Here is a 12,811-nt window from a genome sequence, read left to right as displayed (position 1 = left end):
AGGTCCGGCATGCGCAAACGTCGACCAGTCGGCGACAGGAAATGGGTCCGCATCATAATGGCGACGGTCGCGGCGGCCGTGACCGGCGCCGGCGCCGTGGTGATGACCGCGCCGGCGGCCCAGGCGGCCACGACGACCATCACGGTGAACGGTGGCTCGACGGGACGCACGTTCGACGGGGTGGGGGCGATCAGCGGCGGCGGCGGCAACTCCCGGCTGCTCATCGACTACCCGGAGACGCAGCGCTCACAGATCCTGGACTACCTGTTCAAGCCCGGGTACGGCGCGGCGGTGCAGTTGCTGAAACTGGAGATCGGCGGTGACGCCAACTCCACCGACGGCTCCGAGCCCAGCATCGAGCACGCCCGCGGCGACATCAACTGCAACGTGGGCTACGAGTTCTGGCTGGGCGAGCAGGCGGTGGCGCGCAACCCGAACATCAAGCTGATCGCGCTGCCGTGGACCGCGCCGGGCTGGATCGGCGGCGGGAACTTCTGGTCCCAGGACATGATCAACTACGACATCTCCTGGCTCAACTGCGCCAAGCAGCACGGCCTGACGATCAGCTACATCGGCGGCTGGAACGAGCGCGGGCACAACAAGAGCTGGTACGAGAGCCTCCGGTCGGCACTCAACTCCAACGGCTACAGCAACGTGCAGATCATCAGTGACGACAGCTTCGGCCTGTCCACCGCGGACGACATGCAGAGCGACCCGGCGTTCAAGGCCGCGGTCGGCGTGGTCGGGGCGCACTACCTGTGCGGCTACCTGGGCGACGCCACCTCGTGTCCGTCCAGTGCGAACGCCGTGGCCACCGGCAAGCCGATCTGGATCAGCGAGTTCGGATCGCAGGACTACATCAGCGGCTCGGCCCCCTACATCCGCAGCATCACCCGCGGATACCTCGACGGGCAGCTGACGGGCTTCATCAACTGGCCGCTGGTCGCCGCGCTCTACCCGAACCTGCCCTTCAACACCACCGCCCTGGCGGTCGCCAACTCGCCGTGGTCGGGCGCCTACCAGCTGGGCCGCAGCCTGTGGGCGAACGCCCAGGTCGCCCAGTTCACCCAGCCGGGCTGGCGATTCCTCACCGGCTCCGCGAGCGGATACCTCGGCGGGAACCGGAGCAACGGCAGCTACATCTCCCTGAAGTCCACCAACAACACCGACTACTCGACCATCTACGAGACCAGCACGTCGTCGACCACGCAGACCGTGAACGTCAGCGTGACCGGTGGGCTGAGCACCGGGACCGTGCACGTGTGGTCCACCAACCTCGGCTCGAACAACCCCGCCGACTGGTTCGTCAGGCAGCCGGACATCACCCCCAGCAACGGCTCCTACTCCCTCACCATGCAGCCGAACCGGATCTACTCGGTGACCACGACCACCGGCCAGGGCAAGGGCACGGAGGCCGGCCCGGCGAGCGCGCCGCTGGCCCTGCCCTACTCCGACGACTTCGACGGCTACGCCTCCCGCACCGAGGCCAAGTACTTCTCCGACATGCAGGGATCCTTCGAGGTCCGGCCCTGCGCCGCCGGCCGGGCGGGCCAGTGCCTGCAGCAGGTGACCCCCGCGCGTCCGATCGAATGGCAGGACGACAGCGACGCCTTCGGCCTGGTCGGCGACCCGTCCTGGAGCAACTACAAGGTCAGCGTGGACGTCGACTTCCAGCAGAGCGGCACCATCACGCTGCTCGGGCGGGCGAACACGCAGCAGCGCCCGCAGAGCCACCAGGCGGCCTACCAGTTGCGGCTGAACAGCTCCGGAGCCTGGTCGATCGCGAAGAGCACCACGTCCGGCACGGTGAGCACCCTCACGTCGGGCACCCGGAGCTCGCTCGGGACCAACACGTGGCACACGATCTCGCTCAGCTTCTCGGGCAACCAGATCAGCGCCACCCTCGACGGCACCGCGCTCGGCTCGGTGACGGACAACTCCTACTTCACCGGACAGGTCGGGCTCGGAGTCGTCGGCTACCAGACCGACATGTTCGACAACCTCTCCGTCACCGCGACCAGCGGCGGAACGGGCAACGCCGGCGTCGGCCCCATCAGGGGCCAGGCCTCCGGCCGCTGCGTCGACGTCCCCAACTCGTCCCAGACCAACGGCACCCAGGTCGCGCTCTGGGACTGCAACAGCGGCGCCAACCAGACGTGGACCGCCACGTCGTCCAAGCAGCTGATGGTCTACGGCACCAAGTGCCTGGACGCCTACGGACAGGGCACGGCTGACGGGACCCGGGTCGACATCTACGACTGCAACGGCGGCACCAACCAGCAGTGGACGCTCAACTCCGACGGCACGATCGTCGGGGTCGGCTCGAACAAGTGCCTGGACGCCTACGGCGCCGGCACCGCCAACGGCACCCAGCTGGTGATCTGGACGTGCAACGGCGGCGCGAACCAGAAGTGGTCGCGCAGCTGAGCCGGCGGTGACACCGGTCGGCCGGGTCCGCGCCGCAGCCGGCGGCGCGACCCGGCCGGCCGCGCCCGCGGTCTCTCGTCAGGTCGCACCCACTGGTCCGGCAGAGGCCGCCGTTCCGGCGACGTGCACCCGTGTCCGTGCCGTTCTACGCGTGGCCGTATAACGGTCTCGGAAGCGGCGGAGCACGTAGGAGGAACGATGTCGAAGATCTGTGTGACCGGGGCGAGCGGCAAGCTCGGCCGCGCCGTCGTACGCGACCTGCTCGAACACGGCCACGAGGTCGTCGCGACGGACGTCAGGCCCGGCCCCTCCGACCTCGGGACGCAGGTGCTGGTCGCCGACCTCACCCACTACGGCCAGGCGACCGAGGTGCTGGACGACGTCGACGTCGTGGTGCACCTGGCCAACATCCCGGCGCCGGGGCTCCGCACGCCGTCCGAGACCTTCAACGCCAACACGACGATGAACTCCAACGTCTTCCTGGCCGCCGCCCAGCGGAAGGTGGGGCGGGTGGTGTGGGCGTCCAGCGAGACGACGCTCGGACTGCCCTTCGACGTCCCGCCGCGGTACGCCCCGGTGGACGAGGACCACTACCCGTACCCGACCTCGACGTACGCGCTGTCCAAGGTGGTGACGGAGACTCTCGCCGAGCACGTCGCGCAGTGGTCGGGCATCCCGTTCGTGGCGTTGCGCTTCTCCAACGTCCTCGGGCCCGACGACTACCGGTCGTTCCCCGGCTACTGGGACGACCCGCGGCTTCGCCGGTGGAACCTCTGGGGCTACATCGACATCCGGGACGCGGCCGCGGCCTGCCGCCTCGCCCTCGACGCGCCGGTCCAGGGGGCGCAGAGCTTCGTCATCGCGGCCGCCGACACCGTGATGAACCGGCCGTCGGCCGACCTCATGAAGGAGGTCTTCCCCGAGGTCGAGATCACGCGTGAGCTCGGGGAGTTCGAGACCCTGCTCGCCGTCGACCGCGCCCGGAAGGTCCTCGGCTTCGTCCCCCGGCACTCCTGGCGCGACCACGTCTGACCAGGCGCCCGCCGCTCCCGGTTTTTCCGTGAACTACGGCTCTCCTCCGGGCGTCCTACAGGTGAACGGAGGGAAGGCGTCATGCGTACCGTTTTCATCGCAGGAGTGACGGCGCTCGGGCTGGCGTGCGTGCCGGCCACGGCGGCGTCCGGAGCCGCGCACCGGGCCGAGAGGGCGGCGCCGGGGTGGAAGCTGGCCAGGGTGAACACCCTCCCCGGCGACGACGTCCTCAACGACGTGACCGTCCTGGGCAACGGAACGGTGTGGGCGGCCGGTCACCGGATCGTGAACGGACAGCAGCGGGGCCTGGTCCAGTGGTACGACGGCAGGACGTGGCGGACGGTCCCGAACAGCCCGCCGTACGAGCTGCTGGCCGTGACGGCCACGTCGAGCAGGAACGTGTGGGTCTTCGGCCCGGGCAAGGCCGCCCGCTGGAACGGGCGCACGTGGGCCTCCGTCTCGCTGGGCGACGCGTTCGCGTCCGCAGACGCCGACGGGACGAGCGCGAAGGACATCTGGGCGGTCGGGGGCACGGCCTCGGCACGGCACTGGAACGGGTCCTACTGGAGGAGCGTGAAGCTCCCGGGCCAGGCCGCCGCCGTCGACGCGTACCGGTCCGGCGACGTCTGGGCGGCGGGCGGCAGGGGCGCCCAGCCCGCGATCATGCGGTGGAACGGGAGGTCCTGGGCGCTGATGCCCACACCCGCGCTCACGCTCCCCCAGTCCGACGCGGTCGCGGCCATCCAGGACATCGCGGTGCTGGGCCCGGGGAACGTGTGGGCCGTCGGCGGCGTCTCCTGGGAGGGGGCGAACGACGAGGGTGACGACGTGGACTACAGCCGCACCCTGGTGATGCACTGGAACGGCAGGGCATGGGCCGCCTCGGTCGGCGCGACCCAGGCGCAGCCGTACACGGAGGTCGAACCGGACGGCAGCGGCGGCGTGTGGGTGGTGCAGGGCAACTGGAATCCCACACTGTGGCACGTCACGGGGTCGACCTGGACGCGCACCCCGGTTCCCCGCAAGGCGGGCACCAACGCCGTCCTGTTCTCCGTCGCGCGCAGGCCCGGTACGGCCACGGTCTGGGGCGCGGGCTTCACGGTGCCGCAAGGCGACCCCGACGACCCGACGGCCAACGGGACGTTCTGGCGCACCCGCTGACGGTCCGGTCACTGACTGCCCGGGCCTGTCCGAGGGCTCAGGGACGGCTCAGGGAAAGGCCAGGGTCGTCACCCCATCCCCGGCGCCGGCCTCTCTCACCACAATCGCCGCATGAGATCACTCGTCGGCGCTCCCCTTCTCTTCGCCGCGTACGGCGTCGCCCGCATCATCGACGGCCTCGACGGCAGCCGCGGCCCGGGCGCCGCCTGGACGATCGGGCACCTGTGCTTCCTGGCCGGGCTGATCCTCTTCGTCCCCGTCATGCACAGGCTGTGGAAGCTGACCGGGGGCGCCGCGGCCACCGCGGGTTACGCGATGGGCCTCGCCGGGGCGCTGTCACTGGCCGTGCAGTTCACGATCGACCTGGTCGTCGGGTTCCTGTCCGCCGACCACGAGGCGATGGGCCCGCGGTTCGAGGCCGTCAAGGCCGTGCCCGGGGTCGACCCCCTCGTGTACACGGTCGTGCCGCAGGTGTTCTACGTGGGCCTGCTGGTCCTGACGACACTGCTCGCCGCACGGCGTTCCGTGCCCTGGTGGAGCCCCGCGCTGGTGCTCGCCCAGGCCGTGATCCCGCTGGTGAGCAAGGATCTGATCCCTCTGGCCGCCGCGCTGCTTGTGCTCGCCCTCGCGCCGGTGGCACGGGTGCGCACCCCGTCGCCGTCGCGGGCGCCGGCCATGCTGTGACGGCCCGCCGGACTACGCGCCGCGAGGCTTCGCCCGGACGTGCATCCGCTCCCCCTGCGCCCCGAACAGGCTGAGCACCTCCACCGGCCCCTCTCCCGTGCTGCCGAACCAGTGCGGCAGGCGGGTGTCGAACTCCGCCGCCTCCCCCACCTTGAGCACGACGTCGTGCTCGGCGAGCACCAGCCGCAGCCTTCCACTGAGCACGTACAACCACTCGTAGCCCTCGTGCGTACGCGGTTCGGGGTCGCAGCGGTCGACCGCGATGATCATCTTGAACGCCTGCAGCCCGCCGGGATGCTGGGTCAGCGGCATGATCGTCGAGTTGTCGCGGTGGATCGGCTTCATCCGCACCCGCGGGTCACCGACCGGCGGCGCGCCGACGAGCTCGTCGAGCGGCACCTGGTAGGCCCGCGCGAGCGGCAGCAGCAGCTCCAGTGTGGGTTTGCGCTCACCGGACTCGAGACGCGACAGCGTGCTGACCGAGATGCCGGTGGACTCCGCGAGCTGGCTCAGGGTGCTGCCGCGCTTCTTGCGCAGCGCACGCAGCCGCGGGCCCACGGAGGCCAGGACCACGGCGTCGTCGTTTGCCATGTCGGCAATGCTACTTGTCGAATCGGCAGATCTGGACGCGTCCGGCGTGTCGCCCGAGACCGCCGCTCGCCGTCCCCCCCTTGAAGGCCCGAGCGGTCGCCTCTGCCACAGCTGGGGATGTCGATGTGACGAGCATCACTTTTGTCACCACATCACGTGCCCTGACCTGCGAATTCTTCCTTTTGATCCTTTTTACGGTCTCCTTACCGGTTTGCACCCCTTTGCGGCAATATGGCGCTACTTGGTAGTTTCCTTGCCCTACGACGGCGGCGTCCCCGTGGCGCGGCCATCGCGGAACCCGGCCCTGCCGGGTTGGAAACCGAACATCCACCGTCACCGCCGCCACGTCCTCTCCGCCCCCCTGGGCGCCGGTGATCGCCGAATCCGTGCAGCAAGGAGGCACGGAACCGGGGAACCAGTCGACCTTCGCCCGAAGGTCTGGGGTGAATCGGCGCGCCATGCGCCGTAGGGCGTCTTCCCTGCCCGAATCCGTCAGCTAACCCGGTAGGCGCAAGCGGAAGACTCGAGGAGAGATCCCTGTCTACCAACCCCACCACCCTGCTCCGCATCGCCATCGTCACGCTGGGTGGCGCCGCGCTCACCGCCTCCGCAGGGGCGTTGAGCGCACTGCCCGCGGCCGCCGCCACGGCGACGGTGACAGCCCCGCCCCCGGTCCTGTCGCCCATCCCGCCCGAGCCCGCCGCCCCGATCCTCACCGGGGTCGCCCCGTACGCCGGTGAGGCGCCCGCGGCTGAGGCGTCCGCGAACACGACGCTCAGCAAGTCAGCTCTTCAGCAGCAGAAGGCCGAACGCGCCATCGAGGTGGCCAGAAAGCAACTCGGCGACCCCTATGTATGGGGCGCCACAGGCCCCCGGGCGTTCGACTGCTCGGGGCTGGTCCAGTTCGCCTGGCGCAAGGCCGGCGTCAAGCTCCCGCGTACGACCTGGGAGATGCTCAGCGCCGTCAAGAAGAAGGTGTCCCTGGCGCATCTCAAGCCCGGCGACCTCATCTTCACCAGCGGCGGCGGCCACGTGGGCATGTACATCGGCCACAAGAAGGTGATCAACGCCCCGCACAGCGGTGCGGTGGTCAGCATCGACCCCCTCAAGGGCTACTGGAGGAGCAACTTCACCACCGCCGTACGCCCCGGGGTCTGACCCTGGGTGACATCCCCCGGCGGAGACGTCCTGACGCCTGCCCCGGTCAGGGCGTCTCCGCCGAGGGGCACGACGTCCGGTCCCCGGGGGACGAGGTCACGCGCGGGGCGCCTCCCTGCGAGCGGAGGCCGCGAGCCGTTCGGCGAGCGCCATGACGAGGCCGCGCAGTTCGTCCGGTCGCTCGATGACGAACGGCCGGTCGAGCGACGCGAGCACCGAGGGCAGCCAGTCGAGACGCTCTGCCCGCACCTCGACGCGGAGCCAGCCGTCGGTCTCGTGACCCGCGCCGTCCGCGGGCGGGCGTTCCTCCACAGTCGCGACACCGGCGGGGAGCCGGGTGCGGATCTGGTCGACCGTCCCCTGGATCCGCAGAACCACCTCATGCCGGTACGGAGCCGTGGCGAGCCCTGACAGGACGCGCTGCGCCGGGTCGAGTCCGGCGGGCGTCTCGAACGAGCCGGGCAGTGTCCTCGCGTCCGCGATGCGATCCAGCCGGAAGATCCGGTCCTCGCCGATGCCGGGATCCGCCCCCGTGACGTACCACCGGCCCGAATGGGCGACGAGCCCGTACGCGTGCAGCGTGCGTTCGCTGCGCCGGCCGTCGGCGGCGACGTACCTGATCGAGATCGGCCGACGGTGGCGCACCGCGTCCGCGATCGTGAGCAGGACCGCGGTCTCCGGGACGGCGACGTCGCCGGGCGGAGCCGTGAAGGCGAGGGATTCGAGCACGACGTCGAGCCTGCGGGCGAGCCGCTGGGGCAGTACCCGCCGGATCTTGGCCGCCGCCGTCTCACTCGCCGCGCCGGCCGCCGTCATCAAGCCCGCCCGGCGACCGGCGACCAGGCCGAGCAGCACGGCCAGCGCCTCATCGTCGCTCAGCATGAGTGGAGGCAGGCGGTATCCGGGAGCGAGCCGGTAGCCGCCATGACGACCGCGCACCGACTCGACGGGCACGTCGAGGTCGATCAGGTGGTCGACGTAGCGCCGCACCGTGCGCCCGTCGACGCCGAGCCGGTCGGAGAGTTCGGCGATCGTCCGGATGCCGCCCGACTGGAGGAGTTCCAACAGCGTGAGCACACGCTGAGTAGGTCGAGCCATGTCTCGTCATCTCGCTGCACATACTGGGCCGTTTCTGTCCAGTATTGCTCCTAGCCTGCGGAGGGAACGACCCCGCAAGCCAGGGAGATCACCATGGAGTTCATCTCGATCCGCGTCATCACGGCCGACGTCGCGCGCCTCGCCGGCTTCTACGAACGAGCCACGGGACTGCGCGCCACTTGGTCCAGCGAGGACTTCGCGGAGCTCAGGACCGCCTCGGCGACCCTCGCGATCGGCAGCACCCGCACCGTCGCGCTGTTCGCGCCCGGCGCCGCCCGGCCGGCCGACAACCGCTCCGTGATCATCGAGTTCCTCGTCGACGACGTGGACGGCGTGTACAAGAACCTCACGGGCTTCGTCGAGGAGTTCGTCAACGAGCCCACCACGATGCCCTGGGGCAACCGGTCACTGCTGCTGCGTGACCCCGACGGCAACCTCGTCAACTTCTTCACCCCCGTCACCCCGGCCGCGATCGCGAGGTTCGCTCGCTGAAACCGTAGGGCGCGTGCTGCGGTCAGGGACGGAGCACTGAGGTGGCGGATCGCAGCAGACGGATGAGATCGTCGCGTTCGGCGCCGGGCCAGGAGCTGAAGCCCGTGTTCAGGGTCGTCTCGATGACCTGCTGGAACTCACCGCTGAGCGCTTCGCCTTCAGCGGTGAGGTGGACGCGCGTCACGCGGCGGTCCTCGGCGTCGGGTCGGCGGGTGAGCAGGCCGCGCCGCTCAAGCCGATCGACCAGGCCCGTGACGTTGGTCTTGTCACAGTGCAGCAGAGCCGCCAGCTCGCCGGATGACGGCTGCCGATGCCGGGCGAAGCACAACAGCTGCGCCTGCTGAGGAGTGAGCCCCAGCCGGCGGCTGGCCGCGCCGAACAGGCCGTCGATCTCCTGGAAGAGGCCGATCAGCGTCTCGACGAGTTCGCTCTCGGGTGCGTCGGCCATGAAGAAAGTCTACTCCCTCGACCATTGACACCATCAACCTAAATAGTTGATGATCTCGACTGTCCATAGAGTCGTCTAAATGGAGGGACCATGCGTGCCGAGGAACGAGTGGCGGTCGTCACCGGGGGATCGCGCGGCATCGGACGCGCGATCAGCGAGCGGCTCGCCGTAACGGGAATGCGCGTCGTCATCGGCTCTCGCAATCAGGAAACCGCGGCAGGAGTCGTCGCCTGGATCAAGGACGCGGGCGGGCAGGCCAGCGCGGTCCGCACCGACATCACTGAGCCGGCAGCGGTCAAGGAGTTGTTCGACGCGGCCGAGAACCACTACGGCCGCGTGGATGTGTGGGTGAACAACGCGGCCACGGCGACCGCGGGGCCTCTGTCTCACGCCACCGACGACGACTTCGACCAGTACGTGCACGCGAACGTCCGGGCCACGTTCGTGGCCCTTCGTGAGGCCGCCAAGCGCATCCGCGACCACGGCCGGATCGTCCTGATCTCCTCCGCCCTGACCGTCTCACCGTTGCCCGGCATGGCGCTGCTCGCCGCGGTCAAGGCCGCGGGAGATCAGCTCGCCCGTGCTCTCGCCTGGGAAGTGGGCTCCAGATCCGTCACGGTCAACAGCGTCCTGCCCGGCCTCACCCGTACCGGCGTCATCGACACCGTCCCTCAGCACGTCATCGACGACGCCAAGGCACGTACGCCGTTGGGCCGTTTGGGCGAACCGTCCGACATCGCCGACGTCGTCGCCTTCCTCGCCTCTGACGCCGGCCGCTGGATCACGGGCCAGACCATTCACGCCGCAGGAGGCATGATCTGAGGATCTACGTCAGGCGGCGACGTCCAAACCGGTGAGACGGGCCGAGAGCGCCCACAGACGGGCCGCCTCGTCGCTGTCTTCCGGACCGTCCCGCGAGATGCTGCAGTCGGCGCAGTAGTCGCCGCCATGGTCGTCGAGCACGGGTGCGGTCGCGGCCCAGACCACGGAGGCCGCGCCCTGCTCAGGCGTCCTGAACAGGGCCGGCGCCGGGTTTCCGTCGGGGTCGACCCAGCCGGCGGCGACCATTTCGCCGATCGTGAGGTGTCGCTGCAGAGATGTGAGGATCCAGCCGGGGTTGACCGAGAAGGCGTGTACTCCGTGCGCTCGTCCGACAATGTCGAGGTGGCGGGCGAACAGGATGTTCGCGAGCTTCGACTGGGCATAAGCGGCCCACTTGTCATAGCCACGCTCGAACCGCACGTCATCCCAGCGAATGCTCCAGCCAGGGTTGTACCCGGAGGCGACCGCGACGACCCGGGCCCTGCCGGCTGACGTGAGAGCGGGCCACAGCAGGTTCGTCAGCGCGTAGTGGCCCAGGTGGTTGGTGGCGAACTGGGCCTCCCAGCCCGGCCCGACCCGCGTCTCCGGGCAGGCCATGACACCGGCGTTGGCGATCAGGATGTCGAGGGTGTCGTGGCCGCGGCGGAACCGCTCGGCGAACATCCGGACGGAGTCGAGGTCGGCGAGGTCGAGGTCGGCGAGGTCGAGCTCGTCGACGTCGACGTCGACGCCTTTCACGCCGGCGAGTGCCCGCCGCGCCGCATCGGGCCGCCGAGCCGGCACGACCACCAGAGCCCCGGCCCGGGCGAGCGAACGGGTGACCGCCAGCCCCAGACCGGAGTACCCACCCGTGACGACCACGGTCCTGCCGCTGAGATCGATGCCGGCCAGGACGTCATCGGCGGTGCTCGTGGCATCGAATCCGTCGTCGTTCGCACCTGTGGTCACGTGATCTTCCATGCCGCGAAGGCTAGGTGCTAGACCGAGGTCTAGGTCAACGACCTATGATCCGGAAGGTGGAGACCGCGGATCTGAGCATCGGCGAGGTGGCACGCCGTACCGGGTTGAGCGTGCACGCCCTACGGCTGTACGAGCGTGAGGGGCTCCTGGCCGGCGAGGTGCGGCGTGACGAGAAAGGCCGGCGACTGTACAGCGAGTGGGATGTCGAGTGGCTGGCCAACTGCGTGAAGTTCCGCTCCTCCGGCATGCCGTTGGCGACGATCAGCCGACTGGCCCAGCTCGTCCGCGAGGGCACCGGGAACGAGGCGGAACGGCTCGAATTGCTGCGCGAGCACCAGCGCCGCATCGCGGACCAACTCGCGCAACTGCACGCCTGTCTCGACCTCATCGACACCAAGGTGGCCGCCTACGAGCGCCATCTCGCCATGGGCGCGTCCGGAGATCCCTGGTAGCAGTAGCGCGCCGCACCAAAAGTGGGACCTACCAGGCGCGGCCGTGAGGCCCATGGGGCCCTCGGCGGAGGCGCTGTCGGCGTCTTTCGGGCTTCTGATCGGCGGACGCGTCACAACCTGCGATGCCTCGACTTGAGGTAGTCGTTCACCCACTTCTTGCTGCTGCGCCACATGCCGTCGTCACCCTTGACGGCACGGAGTCGTCCCCGTGCGGCGGCCATGCGAAGCGCGTTTTCGGTTACGTCTCGCGTGGCGAGAGCGGGTAGTGGGACAAGCTTGACCGGACCGGCCACCGCCGGCATGACGAAGCGGTAGAGATTCGTCGTCACACTGCGTGCGATAAGTTCGCCCAACGGGCCGAACTCGTCATCGTCAGCTCGGCGCATCGCCTGGAGGTACTTGTCGCGATCGCGCTTGTAAATGATCGCGGGCGGGTATCCGCTTCTGCCGAGTATCAAGTTGAGCACCAGGCGGCCCGTCCGTCCGTTGCCGTCGAGGAACGGGTGTACCTGCTCGAATCGATTGTGAATCCGGGCCAGGCGTTCGGGTAGGGCCTCGTCGGACTCATCCCGAAGGCCGTCAACCGTGTTCACCCATTCCCGCATCTGGGGGTCCACTTCCGGCCATGACGGCGGCTTCATGCCCCCGGGGAACCTGGCGATCTCGTGCTGCCGGAAGTTCCCCGGCCCCTCGGCGGGGGTGGCATGCGGGTGGGGATCTACAGCCCACACGAGCGACATGGCGGTGTGGTGTATCTGACGAACCTCCTGGAGCGTGATGAGTTCTCCGTTCTGCCAGTCTCCCGGCTCCAGTGCCTGCCCATACACCCACTTCGCGGCATCGCCGTACCCCCTCACCTCCATGTAGTCCCTGAGCGGCTTCGCACCTACAGCGCGGCCCTCCTCGAGGAGCTTCTCCACCTCCTGCAGGACAAGGGTGTTGCCCTCGATCGCAGTACTGTTGTGAGCCTCCTGGTGCCAGATGTCGGACCAGATGTCCTCCGCCTCGGCGGGCGAAGGCAAACCGCCCAAGCGGTCACGGAGCTCTCGAACGGCCTCATCAAGACGCTGGTACACGGTCGCCCTGGACGGCCTCCCCGGCCCCGACACCGGCGCCTCCCGTGATTATTTGTTCGGCTGAGCCGATGTAACTATACCGAACCAAATCGCTCCGGTTGTTCGCCTCGGCTGAATTAATCGAACCGAACAACTCTCCACGCCAGGCCATGGAGCCAAACGTCGGAGCGACCAGCTGCCCGGTTGACGTCGCCCTCCCGCCATGGGCTCCTCAGCCGCAATGAGACCTCAGAGCAGGCCGTACCACCGCCCAGAGGGCCCGGCTACTCCGCTTCCTCGGGACACCCATTGCCGACGGCATATACCGGGGCTGCAACCTCGGCGTAGCTCTCAGCGTCGGCTCTTCGCCGACAGTTGGGCACTTCGCAGATCTCGATGGTCTTGCCGTCCGTGATTCGATAGACGACCTG

The 12,811-nt window shown here is 69.1% G+C and carries 13 protein-coding genes and 1 riboswitch; of the genes, 8 read left to right on the top strand and 5 right to left on the bottom strand.

Features of this window, described 5'->3' with window-relative positions; translation table 11 throughout:
* Positions 1–57: 57 nt before the first annotated feature.
* The 4 genes from MPTA5024_RS19040 (at position 58) to MPTA5024_RS19025 (ending at position 5,304) form a co-directional block, all read left to right on the top strand.
* Positions 58–2,427 carry a ricin-type beta-trefoil lectin domain protein gene (locus MPTA5024_RS19040; protein ID WP_157099548.1) on the top strand — a complete coding sequence of 790 codons (2,370 nt, stop codon included), beginning with the start codon at positions 58–60 and terminating at the stop codon, positions 2,425–2,427.
* Positions 2,428–2,625: 198 nt separating this feature from the next.
* Positions 2,626–3,459, top strand: coding sequence for an NAD-dependent epimerase/dehydratase family protein (locus tag MPTA5024_RS19035; protein ID WP_036325360.1), 834 nt, complete (start codon positions 2,626–2,628; stop codon positions 3,457–3,459).
* An 81-nt stretch (positions 3,460–3,540) separates the two neighbouring features.
* Positions 3,541–4,620: a hypothetical protein gene (locus MPTA5024_RS19030; RefSeq protein WP_157099547.1), complete on the top strand. Its 1,080-nt coding sequence runs from the start codon at positions 3,541–3,543 to the stop codon at positions 4,618–4,620.
* 111 nt (positions 4,621–4,731) lie between these two features.
* Positions 4,732–5,304 (top strand): hypothetical protein, encoded by a 573-nt coding sequence (locus MPTA5024_RS19025; protein WP_036325357.1) that lies wholly within the window; start codon positions 4,732–4,734, stop codon positions 5,302–5,304.
* A gap of 12 nt (positions 5,305–5,316) precedes the next feature.
* On the opposite strand, the gene MPTA5024_RS19020 is transcribed toward MPTA5024_RS19025, so the two are convergent.
* Complete coding sequence (locus MPTA5024_RS19020; RefSeq protein WP_036325355.1) at positions 5,317–5,895, bottom strand: helix-turn-helix domain-containing protein; 579 nt, start codon at positions 5,893–5,895, stop codon at positions 5,317–5,319.
* 366 nt (positions 5,896–6,261) lie between these two features.
* Positions 6,262–6,421: riboswitch (cyclic di-AMP (ydaO/yuaA leader) on the top strand.
* Positions 6,422–6,513: 92 nt separating this feature from the next.
* Between MPTA5024_RS19020 and MPTA5024_RS19015 the strand changes: the two genes are divergently transcribed.
* On the top strand, positions 6,514–7,053 hold the full coding sequence (locus tag MPTA5024_RS19015; protein WP_232326529.1) for a C40 family peptidase: 540 nt from the start codon (positions 6,514–6,516) through the stop codon (positions 7,051–7,053).
* Between the two features lie 96 nt (positions 7,054–7,149).
* On the opposite strand, the gene MPTA5024_RS19010 is transcribed toward MPTA5024_RS19015, so the two are convergent.
* On the bottom strand, positions 7,150–8,151 hold the full coding sequence (locus MPTA5024_RS19010; protein WP_036325354.1) for a helix-turn-helix transcriptional regulator: 1,002 nt from the start codon (positions 8,149–8,151) through the stop codon (positions 7,150–7,152).
* 93 nt (positions 8,152–8,244) lie between these two features.
* Here MPTA5024_RS19010 and MPTA5024_RS19005 point away from each other — a divergent pair, with 93 nt between their 5' ends.
* On the top strand, positions 8,245–8,643 hold the full coding sequence (locus MPTA5024_RS19005; RefSeq protein ID WP_036325351.1) for a VOC family protein: 399 nt from the start codon (positions 8,245–8,247) through the stop codon (positions 8,641–8,643).
* Between the two features lie 22 nt (positions 8,644–8,665).
* On the opposite strand, the gene MPTA5024_RS19000 is transcribed toward MPTA5024_RS19005, so the two are convergent.
* On the bottom strand, positions 8,666–9,091 hold the full coding sequence (locus MPTA5024_RS19000) for a MarR family winged helix-turn-helix transcriptional regulator (protein WP_036325350.1): 426 nt from the start codon (positions 9,089–9,091) through the stop codon (positions 8,666–8,668).
* A 108-nt stretch (positions 9,092–9,199) separates the two neighbouring features.
* Here MPTA5024_RS19000 and MPTA5024_RS18995 point away from each other — a divergent pair, with 108 nt between their 5' ends.
* Complete coding sequence (locus MPTA5024_RS18995; RefSeq protein ID WP_232326528.1) at positions 9,200–9,913, top strand: SDR family NAD(P)-dependent oxidoreductase; 714 nt, start codon at positions 9,200–9,202, stop codon at positions 9,911–9,913.
* Between the two features lie 9 nt (positions 9,914–9,922).
* Here the strand turns inward: MPTA5024_RS18995 and MPTA5024_RS18990 are convergent, their stop codons facing one another.
* Positions 9,923–10,873: an SDR family NAD(P)-dependent oxidoreductase gene (locus MPTA5024_RS18990; protein ID WP_051458338.1), complete on the bottom strand. Its 951-nt coding sequence runs from the start codon at positions 10,871–10,873 to the stop codon at positions 9,923–9,925.
* 56 nt (positions 10,874–10,929) lie between these two features.
* On the opposite strand from MPTA5024_RS18990, the gene MPTA5024_RS18985 reads away from it, so the two are divergent.
* Positions 10,930–11,325 (top strand): MerR family transcriptional regulator, encoded by a 396-nt coding sequence (locus tag MPTA5024_RS18985; protein WP_232326527.1) that lies wholly within the window; start codon positions 10,930–10,932, stop codon positions 11,323–11,325.
* A gap of 110 nt (positions 11,326–11,435) precedes the next feature.
* On the opposite strand, the gene MPTA5024_RS18980 is transcribed toward MPTA5024_RS18985, so the two are convergent.
* A complete protein-coding gene (locus MPTA5024_RS18980) occupies positions 11,436–12,401 on the bottom strand; it encodes a Fic family protein (RefSeq protein ID WP_084369877.1) in 966 nt (321 codons plus the stop codon).
* Between the last annotated feature and the right edge of the window lie 410 nt (positions 12,402–12,811).

Source organism: Microbispora sp. ATCC PTA-5024, assembly GCF_000511135.2.
Classification (GTDB): domain Bacteria; phylum Actinomycetota; class Actinomycetes; order Streptosporangiales; family Streptosporangiaceae; genus Microbispora; species Microbispora corallina.
This window is presented reverse-complemented; position numbering and strand designations above follow the sequence as displayed.

Excerpts from the sequence above, each read along its gene's own strand:
- MPTA5024_RS19010 (WP_036325354.1), bottom strand. The coding sequence starts at position 8,151 with ATGGCTCGACCTACTCAGCGTGTGCTCACGCTGTTGGAACTCCTCCAG.
- MPTA5024_RS19005 (WP_036325351.1), top strand. The coding sequence starts at position 8,245 with ATGGAGTTCATCTCGATCCGCGTCATCACGGCCGACGTCGCGCGCCTC.
- MPTA5024_RS19035 (WP_036325360.1), top strand. The coding sequence starts at position 2,626 with ATGTCGAAGATCTGTGTGACCGGGGCGAGCGGCAAGCTCGGCCGCGCC.
- MPTA5024_RS19020 (WP_036325355.1), bottom strand. The coding sequence starts at position 5,895 with ATGGCAAACGACGACGCCGTGGTCCTGGCCTCCGTGGGCCCGCGGCTG.
- MPTA5024_RS18990 (WP_051458338.1), bottom strand. The coding sequence starts at position 10,873 with ATGGAAGATCACGTGACCACAGGTGCGAACGACGACGGATTCGATGCC.
- MPTA5024_RS19040 (WP_157099548.1), top strand. The coding sequence starts at position 58 with ATGGCGACGGTCGCGGCGGCCGTGACCGGCGCCGGCGCCGTGGTGATG.
- MPTA5024_RS19000 (WP_036325350.1), bottom strand. The coding sequence starts at position 9,091 with ATGGCCGACGCACCCGAGAGCGAACTCGTCGAGACGCTGATCGGCCTC.
- MPTA5024_RS19030 (WP_157099547.1), top strand. The coding sequence starts at position 3,541 with ATGCGTACCGTTTTCATCGCAGGAGTGACGGCGCTCGGGCTGGCGTGC.
- MPTA5024_RS19025 (WP_036325357.1), top strand. The coding sequence starts at position 4,732 with ATGAGATCACTCGTCGGCGCTCCCCTTCTCTTCGCCGCGTACGGCGTC.